Below are 21,315 nucleotides of genomic sequence, written 5' to 3'. Positions count from 1 at the left end.
GGCGGCGATGAGCTGGACGCGTCCCGCGGGGATGTGCAGGACGGCGGCGATCGGGGCGGGGGTGTCGAACTTCTGCATCGTGTGCTCCTTGTGCGATGTTCTTTCGATGCCCCTACGATCGCCGACCGCTCTGATACCGGGCTGTCGCCGTCCTGACGCCGCCACTGACATCCGGCGGGCCTCTTGCGTGCGTTCAGGGCGAGGCCTGAGGAACTTCGAGAGGGTCAGGGTCGTCATCTCTAACATGGGCGACAAGGAACATAACGATCGGTTCCGGCACCTGCCGGAGCGGCCGGACCCGGCGACGTGGCGGTCTGGTCGGGATGAAGCGCCGTTGCCGCAGGCGATCGCCGAGCCGGCGGATGTGAAGGACACCGGCCTGCGCTGGGTGGCGCCCGAGCTCGAAGCGGCGCGGCAGATCAGCGATGCGATCGTACGCCGCCGCGGTTCCCGCGACTGAGCCGCCGTCATTTCAAGACCGGGGTGTGATCCGGGCCTCGATGGCGTCCAGGAGCGCGGCCAGGCCGAACTCGAACTCGTCGCGACTGCCACGCGTGACAGCTCCTCGGCATGAGCGACCAGGACGGGATACTGGTGAGGGGCCAGACTCCCGTAGAGCCTCCGGCGCATCCGCTGCTCCTCCGGGTCCCCGGAGTCCACGCCCAGGTTGAACTGCACCGAGCCGACGCACAAGGTGGCGAACGCTGACGCCGTGACGTCGGCCGGCCATGCTCGGCAGCGCCAGATTCAGGATGGTCACGTCGAAGCCCACGGCCGGCGACGTGAGCACGAGCGCGATGAGCGCCCACCATCTGCGAGACAGCGTGGCGGCCTACTTCGTGACGTTCGTGAGGAGCTTGTCGAATTCGCGGTCCGGCAACGTCCTGTTGAGCTCCAGGAGCCTTTCGGCCATGTAGCCGACCGCGTAGCGCGTCTCGGGCTTGCCGGCTTCGATGGCCTGCCGGATGGCGGTGGCGACGACACCTGGGGCGCTGGCCGGGGTGTTCTCGCCGAGCTGTGTCTCGGCGCGTTGGGCCATGGCTTCGGCCATCTCCCCGTACGCGGTCGTGCCGGAGATCTCACGGAGGTCCTGTGCCGTGTGGTCTTCGAACTCGGTCTTGATGATGCCGGGCTGGATGATCACGACGTCGATGCCGAACGGCTCCACCTCCATGCGCAGGCTGTCGGAGTAGGCCTCCAGCGCGTGCTTGGTCGCGTAGTACCAGCAGCCGAGCGGCAGCGCGATCTCGCCGCCGATGGAGGAGACGTTGACGATCGTGCCGGACCCCTGCTCGCGCATGTACGGCAGGACGAGCTGGGTCAGCCGGGCCGGGGCGAAGACGTTGACCTCGAACTGGTCGCGTGCCAGGTCGATGGGGATGTCCTCGGCCGCGCCGTGCAGGACGGTGCCGGCATTGTTGATCAGGACATCGATGCGGCCCTGTTCGGCGACGATGGCGCCGATGACGTGTTCCAGGTCCTCCGGCCGGCGTGCGTCCAGCGCCAGGGCGTGTCCGCCGGCGTCGCGGATGTCGTCCATCTTGTGCACGCGCCGCGCGGCGCCGTAGACGATGTGGCCGGCGCGGATGAGTTCGAGTGCGGTGGCCTTGCCGATGCCGGCGGAGGCGCCGGTGACGAGAACGACCTTTTTCATGGTGGAACCTCCTCTTCGGTCTGGGTGAACGCTAGGGTCGTGTTCTGGGATGGGACAACTCGAAGAATTCATTTACGCAGGTCAGAGGCCACGTATTGGTGCAATGACCTTGTAGCTGAGTGCAACTGCCTTGCAGCACCGAGGGCTCGACCCGGGAGGATGACATGCCGGGAGACCGGCTGACCGCCGAGGATCGTCGCCGCATCGCCGAAGGCCTGGCGGCCGGCTTGACCTACGCGGAGATCGCCCGCCGGCTGGGACGGTCCAGGTCCACCGTCACCCGCGAGATCGCCAGGAACGGCGGCCCGCACGGCTCCGGGCGGCGCGCGCCCAGCATGCGACGAACTGGCGCGCCCGCCGCCGCAAGCGCGCTCCCCACGCCGGCGTTCCGCACACCACCGACAGCCGTGACGTCCGCACAGCCCGGGAGTTCGAAGAACAGTTCGTCGCCATGATGATCGAGGGCGGGATGGCACCCATGACAGCCAGGGTGTTCGCCGCGCTGTTCCTCAGCGAGGGCGGCAGCCTGACCGCCACGGAACTCGCCCGGCAACTCCATGTCAGTCCGGCGACGATCTCCAATGCCATCAAGTGGCTGGAGCAGCGGCAGATGGTCGCCCGGGAGCGGGAGGCGCGCCGGGTGCGGTACTTCGTGGACGTGGACGTCTGGTACCACACGTGGGCGGCCAGCGCCAGGTCGATCGCGATCTGGGCCGACACCACGCGACACGGTGTCGGGATCTTCGGCAGCGACACACCCACCGGCGACCGGCTCCGTACCACCACCCAGTTCTTCGAGCTCCTCGGCCACGACATGGGCCAGGCGGCCGAGCACTGGCGGCAGGCCCTCTCCATGCAACGCCAGCGGTGAACTCCGGCGGTCGTGTCAGGAACCGTCGAGGCTCGACAGCCCGTTGACCGCGACCTCGATCCCTCGCCGGCCGGCGGCCAGGACGTCCTCGTTGGAGCCGCCCTGCTGCTGGGCGACGAGCCCCGCCACGGACAGCGCGCCCATGAAGCTGCCGACCGCCGCGCCTGCCGACACGGGATCCAGGTCGGGGTAGACCTCGCACAGGGCCCCGGCCAGCACGGGCTGCTCCTGGAGCATGAGCGTCAGCCCGCGTGCCCGCAGCGCGGGCTCGGTGAACACCAGCCGGGCCCGCAGCGGCGACAGCGCGAAGTCCAGCTCGTCGCCCTCGGCCAGGCTGCGCACCAGGGCCTCGAACATCCGGCCCAGCAGATCCCCCAAGGGCTCCCCCGGTTTCCGCCCGGCGATCACCTCGAGCATGATCTGCCCGCGATCCTCGGCGTTCAGGAAGAGCACTTCCTCCTTGCTCGCGAAGTACGCGAAGAAGGTCCGGGGTGCCACGTCGGCCGCCGCGGCGATCTCGGCGACAGTGGTCTGCTCATAGCCCCGTTCACTGAACAGCCGCACCGCGGCCTCCAGTAGCGCACGGCGAGTGCGGGCCTTCTTGCGTTCGCGATGACCTTCCACAGCGCAACCCTACAGCATGGCCTGCGTTTATGCATAGCTTGCAATTTCGCAGTCTATGCGCTTTCCTGGCAGGCATGGACATCCTCGAGAGTCTGCCGGTCGAACGGGAGGACCCGTTCCAGCCGCCTGCTCTACTGAAAGAGCTCCACGGACCGCTGCACCCGATGACCTACGCCGACGGGCGGCTCGGCTGGCTGGTCACCGGCTACGCCGAGGCACGCGCGGTGCTCGACGACCCGCGCTTCAGCAACACCCAGCAGGGCGCCGCCCCGCCGATCAAGGAGCTGGCGCCGCCCGAGGGGCTGACGGATCTGGTGATCCCGCCAGGCTTCTTCATCGCGATGGACGACCCTGAGCACTCCCGTTACCGCAAGCTGCTGACCGGGCACTTCAGCATGCGGAAGATGCGAAGGCTGGAGCCCAGGATCCAGGAGATCATCGACGGTCAGCTCGACGAGATGGCCCGCTCCGGGGCTCCCGCGGACCTGGTCAAGACGTTCGCACTGCCGATCCCGTCGCTGGTGATCTGCGAGCTGCTCGGCGTGCCGTACGGCGAGCGTTCACGCTTCCAGGACACCACCGCGCAGGCGGTGAACCTCGACAATCCCATCGAACAGCGGGGCGCCGCGAGCGCCGAGCTGATGGGCTACCTGTCCGAGCTGGTCGGGCGCAAGCGGGCCGAGCCCGGCGAGGACCTGCTCAGCGAGCTGGTCACCGGTGGCGAGCTCAACCACGAGGAGCTCACCGGCGTGGCCACGCTGCTGCTGACCGCCGGGCACGAGACCACCGCGACCATGCTGAGCCTGGGCACGTTCCTGCTGCTGTGCCGCCCCGAGCAGGCCGACCTCGTACGCACGGATCCCGCCGTCGCCGAGACCGCGGTCGAGGAACTGATGCGCTATCTCAGCATCACGCACATCGGCCCGATCCGGGTCGCCAGGGCCGACGTGCCCCTCGCCGGGCGGACGATCAAAGCCGGCGAAACCGTGACGATCTCCCTCCCGGCCGTCAACCGCGACGCGACCCGCTTCCCCGCCCCCGACCGCTTCGACGTCACCCGCCAGGCCACCCAGCAACTGGGCTTCAGCCACGGCATCCACCAGTGCCTGGGCCAGCAGTTGGCCCGGCTGGAGATGCGGCTGGCCTATCCGGCGCTGCTGCGCCGCTTCCCCGGGCTGCGACTGGCCGTGCCCGCGAAGGAAGTGCCGCTACGGCCTCTGGCCGCCATGTACGGCGTGGCCGCCCTGCCGGTCACCTGGTAGTGGCGCCCGCCGGCAGCCACCAGCCACCGGCCGTCCCACTCCGGCTGAGACGTTCCGGCTCAGGAGCGACGAGGTCGCCGACGGCTGCCACGCCAACACGACAGGCCAGCAGTCGCTCGGCAGGCAGGCCCAGGCGTTCTGGGGATAGCCGACGAGCCAGATCGGCGTAGCTGCAGGCGCGAAGGATTCGGCGACCTTTCAGCGCCTCGCCTCGAGATCGGGACCCAGGTCCTCCGGGCCGCTGGACGCTGTGGTCATCGCCGACGTCTTCGCGCGGGCATCCTTGCGGAGCTTGCGGATCACGATGACCACGGCGACCACCAGGAGCAGCCCGCCCAGGATGATGAGCATCAGGTTGTCGGCGTTCTTCAGGCCTGCGGCGACCGCGATGCCGACCAGCAGGGGCATCGCCGTCGAGCAGGCGGCGCCTGCGGCCACCGGTGGCAGGAATGTGCGGTAGGGCATGTGCGCCGCTCCGGCGACGGCGGGTACGAAGCTGCGGACGAGCGGTATCAGCCGGCCGGTGAACACGGCTTGGCGACCGTGTCTTCGGAGCAGGGCCGAGGCTCTGTCCCAGCCGTCCCCGCCGTACCTGCGGATGAGCTTGGTATTACGCAACGGAGGGCCGACGCGGCGGCCGAGCTCGAACCCGATCACATTGCCGACCAGGGCGCCGACCGTGACCACCGCCCACATGAGCAGAAACTCCGGCACCGAGGTGATGGTGGCCGCCGCGATCAGCAGCGCTGCCTCCCCCGGAAGCAGGAACCCGACGCCGATGATGGCCTCTCCCAGCGCGATCGCTCCTGCTCCCGCCAGCATCGCGGGCTCGGACAACGACTGCAACCACTCAAGCACATTGAAGAACGCCATGATCGGCACCTCTCAGATGGATCTCCCTGAAATCAACTGGCAGCATGCTGACAATTATTTGAGCGCACATCAGGGTTCACCCTGATATCAACCCCGACATTGACTACCGATGGAGAGGGAGGGTCAGCCGAACAGGCTGCCCGCCCGTGGCTTCTTCACCACGGGCGCGGCCGGCGGCTGGACGGTCGCCGTGGCGGGCGAGAGGCCGTCGAGGACGAAGCCCAGGTAGCGGCGCCAGCCCTCGGTCTCGGGGTCCATGGTCCAGAGCACGCTGGTGAGCATGGCCATGATCCGGCCCAGGTCCTCCGGGACGAGGTCGGCCCGGAGCAAGCGGGCCTGCTGGCCCCGGCGCATGAGCACGATCATGGCCTCGAAGAACGCGGTGGACAGGTCGGGCGTGAGGGAGTCGGCGCTCTTGGCGGCGGCGAGCGTGCTCATCTCGCGGGTCACCATGGCGAGCGCGGCCTCGATCAACGTGGTCAGGCCCTGCAGCGGGTCCTCGTCGTCGAGCGCTCGCTCGATCGCCGGCATGAGTTCCTCGGCCACCCGCTGATCGAGAACGGCCCTGATCAGGTCACCGCGGCGCGGGAAGTGGCGGTAGAGCGTCCGGATGCCCACCCCGGCGCGGCGGGCGATCTCCTCAAGTGACACCTCAGGGCCGTCGTCGGTGAAGGCCGCGTGGGCAGCCCGCACGATGCGTTCGACGTTGCGTGCGGCGTCGGCCCGCAGGTGCCGCTCAGTCTCTGTGGCCATCAGCAGAGCATATCAACTGGCAGGTTCCTGCCAGTTGTGCTAGCTTCTGCCCCACGAGGGGAACTGGCATCACACTGCCAATTGTTCGGGGAGGAGTCCGATGAAGGTGAACGTGGCCGCCGACAAGTGCGTCGCCGCAGGTCAGTGCGTGCTGCTCGCGCCGGACGTGTTCGACCAGCGGGACGAGGACGGCGTCGTCGTGCTGCTGGACGAGACGCCAGGCCCGGAGTCGCACGACGCGGTCCGGGAGTCGGCCATGGTGTGCCCCGCCGCGGCCATCCACCTGGCGGAGTCGTGAACCGGGTGCTGATCGTCGGAGCCTCGGCCGGCGGGCTGGCGGCGGCGGAGTCGTTGCGCCGGGCGGGATTCGAGGGCGCGATCACGCTCGTCGGTGACGAGCCCCGGCCGCCCTACGACCGGCCGCCGCTGTCCAAGCAACTGCTGACCGGGCAGTGGGCGCCGGCCAGGCTCGCGCTGCGTTCGGCGGCCGACCTCGACGCGCTGGGGCTGGAGCTGCGGCTGGGCCTGCCGGCGACCGGGCTGGACCCGGGCCGGAAACAGGTGATGCTGGCCGATGACACCCGCGTCCCTTACGGCGCTGTGATCATCGCGACCGGCGTCCGTGCTCGCCTCCTGCCCGGCACCGACGGTCTGGCTGGAGTGCACACGCTGCGCACCCTGCCGGACGCGCTGGCGCTGAAGGAAAGACTCCGGCCGGGACGGCGCCTGGTGATCGTCGGCGCCGGGTTCGTCGGCGCCGAGGTGGCCGCCACCGCCCGCGCTCTCGGGGCCCGGGTGACGTTGCTGGAAGCGGGGCCGGTGCCGCTGGGCCAGGCCGTCGGCGAGGAGACCGGACGGTTCCTGACCCGGCTGCACCACGACCACGGCGTCGCCGTGCGCACAGGAGCCGTGGTCACCGAGATCCTCAGCGCCGAGGGCACGGTGACCGGCGTGCGTCTGTCCGATGCGACCGTCCTGCCGGCCGACGACGTGCTGGTGGCCATCGGCTCGGTACCCAACACCGAATGGCTGGCAGGCAGCCGCCTGGCCGTCGACGACGGACTGATATGCGACCAGTTCTGCTCCGCCGTGGAGAACGTGTACGGGGTAGGTGACGTGGCCCGCTGGCACAACCCGCTGTTCGACACCGCGATGCGGATCGAGCACCGCACCAACGCCGCCGAGCAGGGTATGGCCGTCGCCCGCAACATCCTCGGCGAACCCCGCCCGTTCGCCCCCGTCCCGTACTTCTGGTCCGACCAGTACGACGTCAAGATCCAGGCCTACGGCCACCTGCGCGACCATGACGAGGCGCTCGTCATGGACAGTGACTTCTCCCGGCGGCAGCTCCTCGTCGCCTACCGCAGAGGCGAGCGCGTCGCCGGTGTGCTCGCCGTCGGCAAATCGCCCAAGATCCTGCGCGCCTGGCGCTCCCTCATCGCGGCCGGCAGCCCATGGACCGCCGCTCTCACCAGCCCGACCGCCGCATGACCCAACAGGAGGTTTCCATGAGCACCGCGACCGATGCCAACGCCGCGGACCTTCCGATCTTCCCTGGCGATCGCGAAGCCCGCTGCCCGTTCAACCCACCCGCCGAGTACACGCGCTGGCGCGAGGAGGAGGGCCTGCGCCGGGTGAACTGGAACGGTCACACCGTATGGGCGGTGAACCGGTACGAGGACATCAAGACCGCCATGGCCCACCCGGCGATCAGCGCGGAGGTCCTCGGTGTGCTGCAGGGCCACGGGAAGCACGAGGGCCCCAACGCGCCGGAGACCTTCCCGAGGATGGACGATCCGGAGCACGCGCGGCTGCGCCGCATGCTCACCAAGGACTTCACGGTCAAGCGGGTCAACGCGATGCGTCCGGACATCGAGGCGATGGCGAACGAGTTCATCGACGCGATGGTGGAGAAAGGACAGCCGGGTGATCTCGTCCAGGACTACGCGCTGCCCATCCCGTCGCTGGTGATCTCGCTGCTGCTCGGGGTGCCGTACACCGACCACGGCTTCTTCCAGGGCATCACCGGCAAGCTGATGAACATGAACACCCCGCCCGAGGAGAAGCTGAAGGCCTCCCGGGAGTTCTTCGGCTACATGATGGAGCTGGTGGCCCGCAAGGAACGCGAGCCGGGCGATGACCTGATGAGCCGGGTGATCCGCGAGCACGTACAGACCGGGGAGCTGCGCCGGGAGACCGCGGCGATGAACGGGGTCATCCTGCTCAACGCCGGCCACGAGACCACCGCCAACATGATCGCGCTCGGCACGGTCGCGTTGCTGCAGAACCCGGACAAGGCGGCCGTGCTCCGCGACACAGACGACCAGAACGTGATCGCGAACGCCGTCGAGGAACTGTTGCGCTACCTTACGATCGTGCACAGCCTCATCGCCCGGATCGCCAAGGAGGACGTCGAGATCGGCGGCACGCTCGTCTGGGCCGGCGAAGGACTGATCATGAACCTGCCGGCGGGCAACTGGGATCCCGCGTTCACCGACCGGCCGGAGATCCTCGACCTCGACCGCCCGGCACGGGGGCACATCGCCTTCGGCTACGGCGTGCACCAGTGCATCGGTCAGACCCTTGCCCGCGCCGAGCTCCAGATCGCGCTGCCCACCCTGCTGCGCCGGCTTCCCGACCTTCGCCTCGCCGTCCCGATCGAGGAGATTCGCTTCCGCAACGACATGAGCATCTACGGCGTCCACGCGCTGCCCGTCGAGTGGTGAGGAGGAGGCGCGACATGACCGAACTCACCTTCGACGGCAGGACCGCCATCGTCACCGGTGCCGGCGGCGGGCTCGGCCGGGAGTACGCGTTGCTGCTGGCCGCCCGTGGCGCGAAAGTCGTGGTCAACGACATCGGCGGCTCGGTGACCGGCGACGGCCGCGACGTCGGTCCGGCCGAGACCGTCGCCGCCGAGATCCGCGCCCGCGGCGGCGACGCGATCGCGGACGCCGGCGACGTGGCGACGCCGGACGGCGGCGCGGCACTCGTCCGCGCCGCGCTCGACACGTACGGCAGGGTCGACATCCTCGTCAACAACGCGGGCATCCTGCGGGACGCGCTGCTCGAGGACACGACTCCCGACGTGCTGGACCCGGTCCTCGACGTGCACGTCAAGGCTCTGTTCCAGGTGACCCGGCCGACGTGGAAGGTCATGCGCGAGCAAGGTTACGGCCGAGTCGTCAACACCACCTCGGCCGCCGGACTGCTCGGCAGCCCGCACAAGAGCAACTACGGCACCGCGAAGGCGGGAGTGGCCGGCTTCACCCGCGTCCTCGCCGTCGAGGGCGCCGAGCACGGGATCAAGGTCAACGCCATCGCCCCCATCGCCGCCACCCGCATGCTCGTCAAGCACCTCGGCGAAGGCTCCCGGCTCGACCCCGCGAACACGGCCATGGTCAACGCCGTCCTCGGCAGGCTCGATCCCGCGCTGGTGGCGCCGGTGGTGGCGTTCCTCGCGCACGAGGACTGCCCGGTCACCGGCGAGATCTACACCGCGGGCGCCGGGCAGGTCGCTCGCTTCTTCATCGGCAGGACACCCGGCTACCACCACCCGGACCTGTCCGTCGAGGATGTCCGGGACCACCTCGCCGAGATCCGCGACGAGACCGGCTACACCGTCCCGGCCGGTCCCGGCGAGGAGATCGCGCAGTTGCTGCGGGCCGTCACCCGACCGGGCCTCGTGCCCGAGTAGCGACACCCTTCCGATGCTCGGCGCGCGACCCCGGGCAAGCCGCCCGCATCCGAGCCGGCGCTGTTCCGCCGGCTGCCGGACCTCCGGCTCGCGATCCGACGACATGTCCGCCTACGACGTCCACGGACTCCCCGTCACCTGGTGAGGCGATGCGTACCGACGTAACCCTTGGGGAGGAGCCGACTCCCGTGCTCCCCCGGCGCACGAGGCCCACGCTCGTGCTCGCGTTCCTGGCGCTGGCCGGAGTGGTGTTCGCGATGCTGCAGTCGCTCGTCGCTCCGGCCCTGCCCGTCATCGCGGGCGAGTTGTCCGTGTCAACGGCGGACATCAGCTGGCTCGTGACCGCCTACCTCCTGGCCGCCGCGATCGCGACCCCGGTCGCGGGCCGGCTCGGCGACATGTTCGGCCGCCGCCGGGTACTGCTCATCGTCCTCGGCGTGCTCGCTGTCGGCACTCTGGTCGCCGCGCTGGCCGAGACTCTCCCTGTCCTGGTGACCGGCCGGGTACTGCAAGGGGCCGGGGGCGCGATCCTGCCACTGGCGTTCGGCATCGTCCGGGACACGCTGCCGCCCAAACGGGTCGGCATCGCCGTCGGTCTGCTGTCGGCGCTGCTCGGCACGGGCGGCGGCCTCGGCACGGTGCTGGCGGGACCGATCGTCGCCACCCTGAACTGGCACTGGCTGTTCTGGTTCCCGCTGATCCTGATCGCTCTCGCCATGGCGGGGGTCGCGTTCGGTGTCCCGGCGCTCCCCGTCCGCGCTCCGGGCCGCATCGACGTGCCGGGGGTGCTGCTGCTGTCCGCCGGTCTGGTCTGCCTGCTGCTGGCGCTCAGCAAGGGCGGCGGCTGGGGCTGGGCGAGCGGCCTGACGCTGGGCCTGTTCGGCGGGGCCGCCGTGACCCTGGCCGCCTGGGTCGCGGTCGAGCTGCGAGTCCGCGTCCCGCTGGTGGACATGCGCATGTTCGCCGGCCGGGGCGTGTGGACGACCAACCTCGCCGGCACCGCCTTCGGCGTCGTGACGTTCGGCTCGTTCCTCCTCGTGCCGCTGCTGCTCCAACTGCCCACCGCGACCGGCTACGGCCTCGGCAAGTCCGTCAGCGAAGCCGGCCTGTTCCTCCTGCCCGCGACCGTGGCGATGGTGGTGTTCGCGCCGCTGTCCGGTGCCCTGAACCGCCGCTTCGGCGCCAAACTCCCGCTGGTGACGGGCATCCTCATGGCGACATCCTCGTTCGCGCTACTCGCCGTCGCTCACGACGTGGCGTGGCACATCCTCACCGCGGTCACCCTCATGGGCATCGGTATCGGTCTGGCGTCCGCCGCTATGACGAACGCGATCCTCGCCACCGTCCCGCCGTCCCAGACCAGCGTCGCCACGAGCATCAACACCCTCGCCCGCACCATCGGCGGCAGCATCGGCACCGCAGTCCTCGCCGCGGTCCTCTCCGCGAACACCTCCCAGGGCATCCCCACTGAGGCCGGATTCACCGTCAGCTTCTGGATCTGCTCGGGTGTGCTCGTCCTCGCGGTCCTCGCCGCCCTCGCGCTCCCCACTCGCCGGCATCGTGACAACCCTGGACCTCGATCAGAGACACCGCCGGAGCCGATCACCAGCGCGGGTGCCGATCTCACGCGGGCCTGCCGGCCGTGGCGCCCGCCAGCAGGGCCGCGCCCAAGGGGGTGATGGTGTGGAGGACCTGGGCGCCCGTCCTCCGGCTGACGATCAGGCCCGCCTCACGCAACACCTGGGTGTGCTGGCTCACGCCGGAGGCGTGGATCCGCTGGCGCCGAGCGAGCTCGCCGGTCGTCGCTCCGTCGACGGTGGCACGGAGGATGGCGGCGCGGGTGGGACCCAGCAGCCGGGCGACAGGAGCACCGGACGTCGGCAACTCCTTCGTCGCCGCCGACGGCTGAACCCGCTGGATCGGATAGACCAGCACCTGCGGCAGTTCGGGATCCGCCAACGGCACGGGCGCCCCCCAGCAGAAGTACGAGGGGATCAGCACCACCCCTCGTCCCCCGAGATGCACGTCCCGGTCCACCGGATGATCCATCGACAGTACGGGCGGCTCCCAGCGCATGATCGGCCGGAAACCGGCCAGCATGCCGCCGGCCCCGCCGTCCAGGAACGCGCGTCCGCGTACCGCCCGGTCGGCATCCACCATGCTGTGGATGTCGGGCCAGTACGGGGCGATGGCCGTGTCGAAGTAGGTGTGCAGTCCGTGCTGCAGGTCGTGGAAGGCATCCCGACGGCCGTCGGCCAGTCCCCAGGCCCATGACGGCGTACCCGTCCTGCCCGCCAGCTTGTCCAGCTCCCGGCGGAGCAGTCGCCGTGGTGTGCTCAGTACGGCGTCCACCCCCGCGTCCAGCCCGAGAACGCCGTCAGGCGGGGTGAGGAAGTCGGGGAAGTAGGAGGAGGTGCTGGGGAAGAGCGGCGCGAGGACCCGTCGCACCGCGGCCGTGCCGCCCGTCCTGGCCAGATCGTGCCGGGTACGGCTCCGCCAGACGGCGAACGCGCTTCCGCCCCTGCGCCCCATCAGGCGGTACATGCTCAGCGCGATCTCCCACAGTGGATCCGCCGTCGTGGCGATCCGCGTCCGCGCAAGGTCCTCACTCGTGAAATGGATCCGCAACATTCGACTTCGCTGTTCACGCTGGGCTTTTCAGTCATGACTGCAGAGCGTGGACACTTGTCACACGCATGAACATGATTATTGACAAACGGGGTGAAAATCGTAAAGGGCCATCCATGACCGTACGGTTCCATGTTCTCGGGCAGATCGAGGTGACCGTGCACGGGGACGTGGTGGATCTGGGCTTACGCCAGCGCGATTCGCTCGCGCTGCTGCTGCTTCGCGCCAACCGCACGGTCACCGTGGACCAGCTGGTCGAGGTGTCCTTCGCCGATCCGGTGCCAGAGTCGGCCTGGCGGCAGGTCCGGAACACCGTGGGACGGCTGCGCAGGACCTTGGCCGCGGCCGGCTGCCCCAGCGTGATCAGGACCAGGCCGGGCGGCTACCTGCTCGAGACCGGACCGGAAACCCTTGACCTGCTCGAATACGCCGGCCACGTCGAGGCGGGCCGCCGCGCCGCCGCCGAGGGCCGACATGCGCAGGCTGTCACGTCCCTGCGGGCGGGGCTGGCGCTGTGGCGGGGCCCCCTCCTTTCCGGCATCGACGCCACCGTCCTGGAGGCGGAGAAGACCGGCATGGAGGAGGCCCGCCTGGCCGTTCTGGAGGAGTGCCTGGAACTGGAGTTGCGCCTCGGCCGCCACCGCGAGCTGCTGTCTGAGCTGGCCACGCTGACCGGCGAGCACCCCATGCGCGAGCGGATGTGGGAGCTGCGCATGCTGGCCCTCTACCGGTGCGGCGCCAAGGCCGATGCGCTGGCGCTCTACCAGGCCGCCCGCCGAACCTTCGCGGAGGAGCTCGGACTCGAGCCCGAGCCACGCCTGGCGCGGTTGGAGCAGGCCATTCTCACCGGTGATCCCTCGCTCGACCTCGACCGGGAGCCCGATCGGCCCCGCCCGGGTCAGTTGCCGCCCGACGTACCGGACTTCACCGGGCGGGATCGGGCTGCGGCCGAGTTGGAGGCGGCGCTGCGGCCGGAGGCCGGGCCCGCGGTGGCCGTCCTGATCGTCACGGGCAAGGCCGGGGTGGGCAAGACCACGCTGGCCTTGCACATCGCGCACCGCGTGCGGGCGCGGTTTCCGGACGGCCAGCTGTTCGCCCGGCTGCGTGCCGTACAGGATCGGCGGGTGGTGCCCGGGGAGGTTCTCGCGCAGTTCCTGCGCGCGCTGGGTGAGCCGGTGCAGGACCTTCCCGCCGACGTGCACGAGCGTGCGGCCAGGTTCAGGGAACTCCTGTCGGAGCGGCGCGTCCTGGTCGTGCTGGACGACGCCGTCGACGAGGCGCAGGTGCGGCTCCTGCTCCCGGGCGGCGCGGGCTGCGCCGTGCTGGTGACCAGCAGATCGAGACTGTGCGCCCTGCCCAGCACCGGCCGCGTGGAGCTGGGAGAGCTCGAAGCCGCCCAGTCCGTACGGTTCCTCGCCAAGGTCACGGGCACTCACCGTCTGCGGGCCGAACCGCAGGCCGCGGACGAACTCGTGCGGCTGTGCGGGAACCTGCCCCTGGCGCTCAGGATCGCCGGTGCCCGGCTCGCCGGCCGGCCGCACTGGCGGATCGGTCACATGGTGGAGCGGCTCAGCGACGAGCGGCGGCGGCTCGACGAACTCGCGCACGGCGATCTGGAGGTGCGCAGCAGCATCGCGCTGTCGGCTGAAGGGCTCGACCCGGCCGCGCTCCGACTACTCTCGGGACTCGCGCTGACCGACACCCCGGACCTGCCCGGCTGGACCACGCTCGCCGCGAACGGGTCGCCCGACCTCGTCGACAGCCTGGTCGACGCCCAGCTCCTGCAGGTCGCCGGGCCCATGCGGTACCGCTTCCACGACCTGGTCCGCCTGTACGCCCGTGAGCTCGGCGAGCCCGAGGCCGTCCCCCGCGTGCTCGCCGGCTGGCTGGCGCTGGTCGAACGGGCACATCGCGCGGTCTACGGCGGCGACTTCGCGGTCCTGCACGGCACCGCCGCCCGATGGCAACCACCGGGCCAGGACATCGTCGACACCGAACCCCTGGCCTGGTACGAAACCGAACGCCCGAACATCGTCGCCGCCGTCCGCCAAGCCGCCGCACTCGGGCACGACGAACTGTGCTGGGACCTGGCGGTCAGCGCGGCGTCGCTATTCCAGACCCGCGGACACTACGACGAATGGGAGGAAACACACCGCGTCGCGCTCGCCGCCACCCGCGCGGCCGCCAACACCCGTGGCTCCGCCGCCCTGCTCACCGGAATCGGCCTGCTGGAGGCGTACCGGCACCGCTACGGATCGGCCGCCGCCGCCGTCGAGGAGGCCCTGGAGCTCTTCGAAAGCTGCGGCGACCGGCACGGCTGGGGCCTGGCGAACGGGGTGGCCGCGTTCACCGCAGGCATGCGAGGCCTGTACGCCGAGGCCGTCGAGCAGTGCGAGCGCGCCCTCCACGCGGTACGCCAGGTCGGCGACGCCGGGGCGGAGATCCTCGTGCTGCGCCTGCTGGGCCAGCTCCTGCTGGACGTCGGCCACCTCGACTCCGCCCGCCCGTACCTGGACAAGGCCCTTGCCGCGAGCCGGGCCGTCGACCCGCACATCCATCCAGAAGTCGCCTACCGGATCGGCGAGCTGCTCCTCGCCTCAGGACGGCTGGAGGAGGCGGAGCAGGCGTTCACCGACCTGCTCGCCACCGTCATCGGCCTCGGCGACCAGCGGGGCGAGGCTTTCGCCCGCTACGGCCTGGGCTGTCTGCACATCGAGCGGGATCGTCTCGCCGCAGGTGAGGAATACCTCTATCAGGCGATCGAGCTGGCCGGTGCCGTCGACGAGCCTTTGGCGGAGGCCAAGGCGTGGCTGGCGCTCGGCGCGGCGAGCAGGTTGCGCCGTGACCACGAAGGGGCGCTGCACAGGTTCGGCCAGGCCGAGCGGCTCGCACAGGCCATCGACTCGCCGATCTGGCAGGCCCGCGCCCTGCACCAGGTGGCCGAGGTGCACGACGAGCGTGGCTGTGAGCCGTCGGCCGCCGCGGCCCGTTCCCGGGTACGCGATCTCATCGCCGCCGTCGGGGGCGTTGCCCCCGACATCGAGGCGGGAGTCCCCGCCCGGCGGGTCCATCGGACCCGCCGGGCGGACTGAGCGGACTCGCTACCACTCGACCGGCGCGTGCCAGTCCGTTGCGGGTCTGAATTCCATGATCACTCCTCCTTTCCTGCGTACTCGTAGGTGTGCCGGGTCGCCCGCCGCCAGGCGACGCCGGCAGGAATCGCGGCCAGCACTCCGACTGCCGCGAACGTCGCGATGCTCGCCGCAGGTCCAACCGCCTCGGCGAGCAGGCCGGAGCCCAGGATCCCGAGGCCTTGCGCGGCGAACAGCCCCGACGCCGCGATTCCGACCGCTTGACCGCGGTACTCGACCGCGACCGCCATGACGAACGTCGCGTTGGCGACCACCTGGTAGGCGGCGAAGACCCCGGAAAACACGAGCAGCACCAGCGACGACCAGACCGGCGGCTCGAACACCATCGCCAGCAGAGGCACTCCGGTGAGCACCGTCAACGGGCCCAGCAACCGGGACCGGAGCTCGGCCGGGACCAGGCGGGTGAGCAGCAGGCCGCCGGCTGCCGAGCCGACCGACTCGGCGGCCAGGAACAGTCCGGCGGCCACCGTTCCCGCGCCGATCTGACCCGCGTACGGGACCGCGAGGCCGAGCGGCGCGACGTAGAAGCCGTAGGTCCAGGCCAGCGACACCAGCGCGCGTAGCTTGCGGTCGCGCCGGACGAGCCGCATCCCTGCCCGGGCCGAGCCCAGCATCGTCGCGTCCCGCCTGCTCGCGGGGCGCGGCCGGAGGCCGAATCGGAACAGCAGCGCGGAGACGGCGAACGTGCCCGCGTCCACCAGCAGCGCCATGTGCGGCCCAGCCGCGCTCACCAGCACACCACCGAGGGCGAATCCGCCGAAGTAGGAGATCTGCGCGGCAGTGGACATCACCGCGAGCCCCATCGTGTAGCGATCGCCGGTGAGCATGACCGACATGTTCGCCGACCGCGCGGCGCGCGCCGGCGCGTTCGCCGCCTGCACCAGGAACACGAGCAGCCACAGCACGGGCAACGGCACACCGGGGATCGCGGCGGCGGCGATGAGCGCGGCCCGGACGAGGTCGCACGCCACCATCACCTCCCGTCGCGGGTACCGGTCCGCGAGCCCGCTCAGCAGCGGGCCGCCGAGCAACTCGGGCACGTACGTGAGCGCGACGCTGATCGCGGTGAACACCGGCGAGCCGGTGCCGGCGTAGACGAGGATGGCGAGAGCCAGCCGCGCGACCTGATCGCCCGCGGTCGAGAGACTCTGGGCCGCCAGCAGCACGCGGAACTCCCTCACCGCGAACACCTCACGAAAACCCGGCGGACGCTGTCCCATGTTCGCCTGCCCCCAAACGCCGATGCGCTCCGAGCGGCAGCATCGCCCGCCGCTGTCATATCGGCGTCATAACCCTGCGGCTATGACGTGGCTATGACGCCTCCCGACGACTCTGGGCAGCAATCCAGATCCGCTACAGACAGGGGGAGAAACATGCGAATCGTCACCGGAATTGTCGCCGCAGCCATGGGTGTCGCGCTGCTGATCGGCCCGACGGCTCAGGCCGCGTCCGCGGCCTCGGACAGGGGCGGGCTCGGCGGCAGCAGCGGGCTCGGTCCGAGCAGCGGAATCGGCGGGGGCAAGGGGTACAGCCGGAGCAACGCGGGCAGGTTCGGCGGCTAGTCAGTGTTCCTTCGTGCGGCCCGTTGTGAGTGGCGGCCATCCCGCTCCCACGACGCAGGGATCCCAGCGGGCCGCACAAGTAGCCCGGTAACCGGCGGTGCCGGGGAGCCCGCCTGGTCACGCCTCGGATGCTGAGCCCGCTCTCGGGCGGGCGTCGTGGGACGGGCGGTGGCCACCTGCCCGTTGCAGCCACGCGCAGCACCCGGGATCCGAGTCTCGGCCTGCCTGCGCGGAGCTGACCGTGTCGACCATGACGTCCGCCCCCGGCTCCGACGCATGGGCATTACGGGGACCATCGCCGGCGTGATGAACACCTTCCGAAGGCGTGTCCCAAAACTTCCGAACCTCTCCACAGAAAGGGTTACGCATGCGTATCCGATTGTCGGCCCGTCGCGCTCTGGCACGGGTGCTGGCCGTCACGGTCGCCGCCACTTCCGGTCTGGTCATCGTGTCTTCCAACGCCGCGGCTCCTGCTCAAGCCTCCACCATCAGACAGCGGATGGTGGAGATAGGGAACCGCGAATACAGGGACGACAGCAGGAATCACGAGATCGGCGGTCACAACTGCAACTTCTATTCGGGTCAAATGGGCGCGGGAGACCCCTGCGGCACGCAAGGCTGGCGCGCGACCGACTGGTGCGCGCATTTCGTCAAGTACATATGGCGTGAAGCGGGCGGCGTCGAGGACGTCGAGACGATCGGCGGCCGCGTCATCAATTTCAAGGAGTACGGCGAGCAGCATGGGACATGGCATCCGATCGGTGACGGATACTCGCCCCGGCCCGGCGACGCCGCCGTATATCCGGACACCGACAATAATGGCTTTCCAGAACACATCGGCATGGTCCTCGCCAACTCCGGCGGAGTCGTCACCACCGTCGAAGGCAACATCCCCGACCGGATCGGCCTGCGGGAGAACTCGCGGCTCATGGGATACGTGTCGCCTGTCATCCCCGACGACAAGAACAGGATCCCGGATGTGAGCGGCGACGGCTACGCCGACATCCTCGCCATCAAACCAGACGGGACCCTGCGCTACTACGGCAACAACTTCAAAGCCTCCCCCACCGCCCCTTACGGCAACGGCTACCAAATCGGCAGTGGCTGGAGCGCCATGACCCACGTCCTCTGACCGATCTGGGTCGGCATCGGTGGTGCCTTACAACGTGATACCGATGAGGTTTCATGAGTGGCTGGGCGGCGCAAACGGTCGCGTTTTCGCCGCCCAGCGCGCTCCCGTAGGACGGATGGATGGCGAAGTTGCGGGTGGCCGGTGTGCCGACGACCGCTGGGGATGCGGCCCCGCCGGTGATCTTGCTGGTTGCCTGGTCAGTCGGCGGAGTGCTGGAAGCCGCGCAGCATCGCGGTGACCCCCGTCTCGAAGTGGTCGTCGAGGGTGGTGGCGTCGGCGGCTTCGGCGAGCACGTTGTAGTCGGGACTGCCGGGCCGTGGTTTGCGGCTGCGCCGCTCCGCGCCGAGCCGGGTCACGGCGATGGCCAGGGCGTGGCCGATGGTGAACTCGCGCAGGCAGCGGGCTATGCGCAGGGCGAGCGCCGGGGGGATGCCGTCGGCATGGAGTTTGGTGAGCATCTTGACGCCGGTGTCGATGGAGGCGGGCGAGCGCACCGGCCGGGTCGCGAACACCTGCACGGCGTGGGGGTGGCGCAGGAGGGTGTCGCGCAGCCGCAGGCAGTATTCGCGCGCCAGGTCGTGCCAGGGGCCGTCCCAGGGCAGGGTGTCGACGTCGATCTCGGTGAACAGCGCCTCGGCGACGCCGTCGAAGAGCGCCTCCTGGTCGTCGTAGTAGCGGTAGGCGGCCATCGGGTCGAAGCCGACCGCGGTGCCGAGCTTGCGCATGGAGAACTTGCGCAGGCCGTGGGCGTCGATGAGGGCGAGAGCGGCGACGGCGAGGTATTCGCGGGTGAGAGTGGGCCGGGTGGGCGGCTCCGGCAGCGTGCCCGGCGGTCTGGGGTCGGCCGTCATGCCGCGAAGCCCTCCAGGATCGTGGTGAGTGTCTTGGTGAATTCCTCCGGATGCTGCATGTACGGGACGTGGCCGCCGGGGAACTCCTGGCAGGGTATGCCAAGGCGCTCGGACAGCACGTGCGCGGGAGTGTAGTAAGGCTTGCCGACGCTGTCGCGCCCGGTGGCCAGGCACCACGGCGCCGTGGTGGCGGCCAGCGCGGACAGGTCGGGCTGGTAGTCGAAACAGAAGGCGGGTAGCTCGCGGCGCAGCATGAGCTCCGCGTTGTGGAGTTGACGGGTCATCGCATCCGGTTCGCGCCGGGTGAGCCTCCGCGCCAGGTCGCCGGCGGCGAGCATGAGCTGGGTGCCGGCGGCGATGACGGTCTGGCCGGTGGGCGACAGGAAGATGCGCGGGGGGTCGGGCAGCGTCATCGCGCCGAAGGCCGCGAAGGCCCGCATCAGGTGCCCGTCCTGGCCGAGGCGGCCGATGTGTTCGATTTCCCGCCGTTCGGCGGAGTCGGCCGGCAGGAGCTGGACCAGCGGCGCCTCGTGCACGACGGCGCCCAGCAGGCGGCCGGGATGCCTGATCACCATCTCCAGGGCGATGATCGCGCCCCCGCTGTTGCCGAAGACGTAGGCGCGTTCGAGGCCGTGGTGGTCGAGGACGGCGACCGCGTCGTCCGCCTGCGTGGCAGGCGTGATCGAGGCGTCGGGGTGGGTGAACGGGCTGCGTGAATTGCCGCGCCGATCGTAGGTGATCACGGTGTACGTCGGCGTCAGCAGCGGGACCACGTCCGCGTACATCCCGGCATCGCCTCCGCCGCCGGAGATCAGCAGCAGCGGGGGCCCGTCACCGGCAAGTTCGACGTGTAGCCGAGCCCCGGGCACCTCAACCGTGTCGCTTGTCATGGCTCTCCTTCCTGATGGCGCCAAGCACGCGTCTACACTGTAGCGCGTGTCTACATCGTAGACAGATGAGACAGACGGGAGCTTCGCCCTTGCCGGGCCACTGCTGACCCGCCCGATCTCGCGGCGAACAACAGGAGGACTGCCGTCGTGTTCCAGGGATTCAAGGCGAGCGGGGCACCGCAGCACTACGATCTTGTTGGTCTCCCACCCCCTGTGAAAGAGGCCACCAGTGGTCACGCACTCCGAACTCGTCCGGGTCTTCGGCACGGACGGCATCGTCACGCTCGACCGCGACCAGGTGGAGGAGCGCGGCTTCCGGCCGGAGGACGTCGAACTGCTGTGCGAGGTCGGCCTGCCGGTCACTGCCGGCATTCTCTTCACGATGCACGTGAACGGTCCGTTCGATGCCTTCACGGTCTTCGATGCCGAGACCCCGAACCGACCCGCACGCTTCATGATCCTCGGTAAGGGCCGTACCGACGACCGGATCCGCTACGCCGTGGAGCTGGAGAGCAGCAACGTCTACCTGCTCGCGCTGGAGGACGGCGTGCCCACCCCCGAGCCCGAGACCATCAACACCTCGCTCGGCGCGTTCGTGGAGTTCCTGTACCGAATCGAGCTGTGCGCGCAGGAAATGGGCGGGGCGGACCTCGAAGGGTCGCGCCCGTACCTCGAGAAGCTCGTCGCCGACCTGAGGACACATGACGAGCGCGCTCTCGCGCCGGACACGTTCTGGGGCGGGCTGATGGACGCCTACCTTCACGGCGGCGTCCCCCGATGGCGCAAAGGCAGCCGACAGGCGATCGTCACCGCGTTGGAGGCGCACCTCCCCGATGACGAGCCGCTGCGCTGGGCGACCGACATCCCGGTGGGTGAGGGCGTCCAAGAGCTGAGCGCGCACCGCGCGGACGGCTACTGGCTGCTCGTCACGTGGGGGTTCAGCGACCTGGACGGTCTGCTCGACGTCGACCCCGAACCGGGTGCCAGCGGCCTCGGTTTCGAGCTGACGATGCGCGTCCCGCGCGACGAAGGCGACGAACTGCCGCCTGGCTGGGCACTGGCGACGCTGCAGAATCTCGGCACGTACGTGTTCGGCGAGGGCTACCCGTTCGCCGATGGGCACCGGATGGGTGTCGGCGGGCAGCTCGGCCCCGAGACCAGCAGACTCAACGCGCTGGTCTTCGTCACCGACCCGCACCTGGGCGTGATCGATGCCCCTGACGGCCAGGTCGCGTTCATCACCGCCGTGGGCGTCACCCGAGAGGAACTCGCCGAGGCGAAGGCCACCAGCAACGACGCGGTGCTCGCCCGCCTCACCGGGGCGAACGGTGTCCCGCTCACCGACGTCACTCGGTGAGCCACGATC

At 70.0% G+C, this 21,315-nt stretch carries 20 protein-coding genes and 1 pseudogene; 13 read left to right on the top strand and 8 right to left on the bottom strand.

Features of this window, described 5'->3' with window-relative positions; all coding sequences use genetic code 11:
- Positions 1 to 244 precede the first annotated feature (244 nt).
- A complete protein-coding gene (locus tag ACIHFD_RS58520; protein WP_397374313.1) occupies positions 245 to 460 on the top strand; it encodes a hypothetical protein in 216 nt (71 codons plus the stop codon).
- Between the two features lie 372 nt (positions 461 to 832).
- On the opposite strand, the gene ACIHFD_RS58515 is transcribed toward ACIHFD_RS58520, so the two are convergent.
- A complete protein-coding gene (locus ACIHFD_RS58515) occupies positions 833 to 1,654 on the bottom strand; it encodes an oxidoreductase (protein ID WP_397374312.1) in 822 nt (273 codons plus the stop codon).
- A gap of 215 nt (positions 1,655 to 1,869) precedes the next feature.
- Between ACIHFD_RS58515 and ACIHFD_RS58510 the strand changes: the two are divergent.
- Together ACIHFD_RS58510 and ACIHFD_RS58505 are read left to right on the top strand one after the other, a co-directional pair.
- Positions 1,870 to 1,950: pseudogene (locus tag ACIHFD_RS58510) on the top strand (helix-turn-helix domain-containing protein); the annotation flags it as partial.
- Between the two features lie 182 nt (positions 1,951 to 2,132).
- A complete protein-coding gene (locus tag ACIHFD_RS58505; protein ID WP_397374311.1) occupies positions 2,133 to 2,525 on the top strand; it encodes a MarR family transcriptional regulator in 393 nt (130 codons plus the stop codon).
- A 15-nt stretch (positions 2,526 to 2,540) separates the two neighbouring features.
- Here ACIHFD_RS58505 and ACIHFD_RS58500 read toward each other — a convergent pair whose 3' ends face one another.
- On the bottom strand, positions 2,541 to 3,149 hold the full coding sequence (locus tag ACIHFD_RS58500) for a TetR/AcrR family transcriptional regulator (RefSeq protein ID WP_397374310.1): 609 nt from the start codon (positions 3,147 to 3,149) through the stop codon (positions 2,541 to 2,543).
- Between the two features lie 74 nt (positions 3,150 to 3,223).
- On the opposite strand from ACIHFD_RS58500, the gene ACIHFD_RS58495 reads away from it, so the two are divergent.
- Complete coding sequence (locus ACIHFD_RS58495) at positions 3,224 to 4,411, top strand: cytochrome P450 (protein WP_397374309.1); 1,188 nt, start codon at positions 3,224 to 3,226, stop codon at positions 4,409 to 4,411.
- A 198-nt stretch (positions 4,412 to 4,609) separates the two neighbouring features.
- Here the strand turns inward: ACIHFD_RS58495 and ACIHFD_RS58490 are convergent, their stop codons facing one another.
- Both ACIHFD_RS58490 and ACIHFD_RS58485 read right to left on the bottom strand, forming a co-directional pair.
- Positions 4,610 to 5,284, bottom strand: coding sequence for a DedA family protein (locus ACIHFD_RS58490; RefSeq protein WP_397374307.1), 675 nt, complete (start codon positions 5,282 to 5,284; stop codon positions 4,610 to 4,612).
- Positions 5,285 to 5,407: 123 nt separating this feature from the next.
- Entirely contained in the window at positions 5,408 to 6,037 is a 630-nt protein-coding gene (locus tag ACIHFD_RS58485) for a TetR/AcrR family transcriptional regulator (protein WP_397374306.1), read from the bottom strand.
- 100 nt (positions 6,038 to 6,137) lie between these two features.
- Between ACIHFD_RS58485 and ACIHFD_RS58480 the strand changes: the two genes are divergently transcribed.
- The 5 genes from ACIHFD_RS58480 to ACIHFD_RS58460 all read left to right on the top strand — a co-directional run bounded on the left by ACIHFD_RS58480 (position 6,138) and on the right by ACIHFD_RS58460 (position 11,413).
- A complete protein-coding gene (locus tag ACIHFD_RS58480; RefSeq protein WP_350722003.1) occupies positions 6,138 to 6,335 on the top strand; it encodes a ferredoxin in 198 nt (65 codons plus the stop codon).
- Entirely contained in the window at positions 6,332 to 7,528 is a 1,197-nt protein-coding gene (locus tag ACIHFD_RS58475; protein WP_397374305.1) for an NAD(P)/FAD-dependent oxidoreductase, read from the top strand. The genes ACIHFD_RS58480 and ACIHFD_RS58475 overlap by 4 nt, the downstream gene beginning before the upstream one ends.
- Before the next feature lie 17 nt (positions 7,529 to 7,545).
- Positions 7,546 to 8,763 (top strand): cytochrome P450, encoded by a 1,218-nt coding sequence (locus tag ACIHFD_RS58470; protein ID WP_397374304.1) that lies wholly within the window; start codon positions 7,546 to 7,548, stop codon positions 8,761 to 8,763.
- A 14-nt stretch (positions 8,764 to 8,777) separates the two neighbouring features.
- Positions 8,778 to 9,734 (top strand): SDR family NAD(P)-dependent oxidoreductase, encoded by a 957-nt coding sequence (locus tag ACIHFD_RS58465; protein WP_397374303.1) that lies wholly within the window; start codon positions 8,778 to 8,780, stop codon positions 9,732 to 9,734.
- 149 nt (positions 9,735 to 9,883) lie between these two features.
- On the top strand, positions 9,884 to 11,413 hold the full coding sequence (locus ACIHFD_RS58460; RefSeq protein ID WP_397374302.1) for an MFS transporter: 1,530 nt from the start codon (positions 9,884 to 9,886) through the stop codon (positions 11,411 to 11,413).
- Here ACIHFD_RS58460 and ACIHFD_RS58455 read toward each other — a convergent pair.
- Positions 11,358 to 12,365: an ArsR/SmtB family transcription factor gene (locus tag ACIHFD_RS58455; RefSeq protein WP_397374301.1), complete on the bottom strand. Its 1,008-nt coding sequence runs from the start codon at positions 12,363 to 12,365 to the stop codon at positions 11,358 to 11,360. The genes ACIHFD_RS58460 and ACIHFD_RS58455 overlap by 56 nt on opposite strands.
- 113 nt (positions 12,366 to 12,478) lie before the next feature.
- Between ACIHFD_RS58455 and ACIHFD_RS58450 the strand changes: the two genes are divergently transcribed.
- On the top strand, positions 12,479 to 15,454 hold the full coding sequence (locus tag ACIHFD_RS58450) for a BTAD domain-containing putative transcriptional regulator (RefSeq protein ID WP_397374300.1): 2,976 nt from the start codon (positions 12,479 to 12,481) through the stop codon (positions 15,452 to 15,454).
- Between the two features lie 59 nt (positions 15,455 to 15,513).
- Here the strand turns inward: ACIHFD_RS58450 and ACIHFD_RS58445 are convergent, their stop codons facing one another.
- Positions 15,514 to 16,695: an MFS transporter gene (locus ACIHFD_RS58445; protein ID WP_397374299.1), complete on the bottom strand. Its 1,182-nt coding sequence runs from the start codon at positions 16,693 to 16,695 to the stop codon at positions 15,514 to 15,516.
- A 192-nt stretch (positions 16,696 to 16,887) separates the two neighbouring features.
- On the opposite strand from ACIHFD_RS58445, the gene ACIHFD_RS58440 reads away from it, so the two are divergent.
- A complete protein-coding gene (locus ACIHFD_RS58440) occupies positions 16,888 to 17,076 on the top strand; it encodes a hypothetical protein (protein ID WP_397374298.1) in 189 nt (62 codons plus the stop codon).
- Between the two features lie 367 nt (positions 17,077 to 17,443).
- Entirely contained in the window at positions 17,444 to 18,208 is a 765-nt protein-coding gene (locus ACIHFD_RS58435) for a CHAP domain-containing protein (RefSeq protein WP_397374297.1), read from the top strand.
- A gap of 197 nt (positions 18,209 to 18,405) precedes the next feature.
- Here the strand turns inward: ACIHFD_RS58435 and ACIHFD_RS58430 are convergent, their stop codons facing one another.
- Positions 18,406 to 19,059: a TetR/AcrR family transcriptional regulator gene (locus tag ACIHFD_RS58430; RefSeq protein WP_397374296.1), complete on the bottom strand. Its 654-nt coding sequence runs from the start codon at positions 19,057 to 19,059 to the stop codon at positions 18,406 to 18,408.
- Entirely contained in the window at positions 19,056 to 19,949 is an 894-nt protein-coding gene (locus ACIHFD_RS58425; protein ID WP_397374295.1) for an alpha/beta fold hydrolase, read from the bottom strand. Before ACIHFD_RS58425 ends, ACIHFD_RS58430 begins: the two co-directional genes overlap by 4 nt.
- Before the next feature lie 229 nt (positions 19,950 to 20,178).
- Between ACIHFD_RS58425 and ACIHFD_RS58420 the strand changes: the two genes are divergently transcribed.
- A complete protein-coding gene (locus tag ACIHFD_RS58420; RefSeq protein WP_397374294.1) occupies positions 20,179 to 21,306 on the top strand; it encodes a suppressor of fused domain protein in 1,128 nt (375 codons plus the stop codon).
- The last annotated feature ends 9 nt before the right edge of the window (positions 21,307 to 21,315 follow it).

This window comes from Nonomuraea sp. NPDC051941, assembly GCF_044593615.1.
The sequence above is the reverse complement of the archived record's forward strand: the minus strand, read 5'-3'. Positions and strand labels throughout refer to the sequence as shown.

Coding starts and splice junctions, on each gene's coding strand:
- ACIHFD_RS58495 (WP_397374309.1), top strand. CDS start 3,224: ATGGACATCCTCGAGAGTCTGCCGGTCGAACGGGAGGACCCGTTCCAG.
- ACIHFD_RS58440 (WP_397374298.1), top strand. CDS start 16,888: ATGCGAATCGTCACCGGAATTGTCGCCGCAGCCATGGGTGTCGCGCTG.
- ACIHFD_RS58455 (WP_397374301.1), bottom strand. CDS start 12,365: ATGTTGCGGATCCATTTCACGAGTGAGGACCTTGCGCGGACGCGGATC.
- ACIHFD_RS58480 (WP_350722003.1), top strand. CDS start 6,138: ATGAAGGTGAACGTGGCCGCCGACAAGTGCGTCGCCGCAGGTCAGTGC.
- ACIHFD_RS58485 (WP_397374306.1), bottom strand. CDS start 6,037: ATGGCCACAGAGACTGAGCGGCACCTGCGGGCCGACGCCGCACGCAAC.
- ACIHFD_RS58490 (WP_397374307.1), bottom strand. CDS start 5,284: ATGGCGTTCTTCAATGTGCTTGAGTGGTTGCAGTCGTTGTCCGAGCCC.
- ACIHFD_RS58520 (WP_397374313.1), top strand. CDS start 245: ATGGGCGACAAGGAACATAACGATCGGTTCCGGCACCTGCCGGAGCGG.
- ACIHFD_RS58430 (WP_397374296.1), bottom strand. CDS start 19,059: ATGACGGCCGACCCCAGACCGCCGGGCACGCTGCCGGAGCCGCCCACC.
- ACIHFD_RS58460 (WP_397374302.1), top strand. CDS start 9,884: ATGCGTACCGACGTAACCCTTGGGGAGGAGCCGACTCCCGTGCTCCCC.
- ACIHFD_RS58505 (WP_397374311.1), top strand. CDS start 2,133: ATGACAGCCAGGGTGTTCGCCGCGCTGTTCCTCAGCGAGGGCGGCAGC.
- ACIHFD_RS58470 (WP_397374304.1), top strand. CDS start 7,546: ATGAGCACCGCGACCGATGCCAACGCCGCGGACCTTCCGATCTTCCCT.
- ACIHFD_RS58450 (WP_397374300.1), top strand. CDS start 12,479: ATGACCGTACGGTTCCATGTTCTCGGGCAGATCGAGGTGACCGTGCAC.
- ACIHFD_RS58435 (WP_397374297.1), top strand. CDS start 17,444: ATGCGTATCCGATTGTCGGCCCGTCGCGCTCTGGCACGGGTGCTGGCC.
- ACIHFD_RS58465 (WP_397374303.1), top strand. CDS start 8,778: ATGACCGAACTCACCTTCGACGGCAGGACCGCCATCGTCACCGGTGCC.
- ACIHFD_RS58515 (WP_397374312.1), bottom strand. CDS start 1,654: ATGAAAAAGGTCGTTCTCGTCACCGGCGCCTCCGCCGGCATCGGCAAG.
- ACIHFD_RS58425 (WP_397374295.1), bottom strand. CDS start 19,949: ATGACAAGCGACACGGTTGAGGTGCCCGGGGCTCGGCTACACGTCGAA.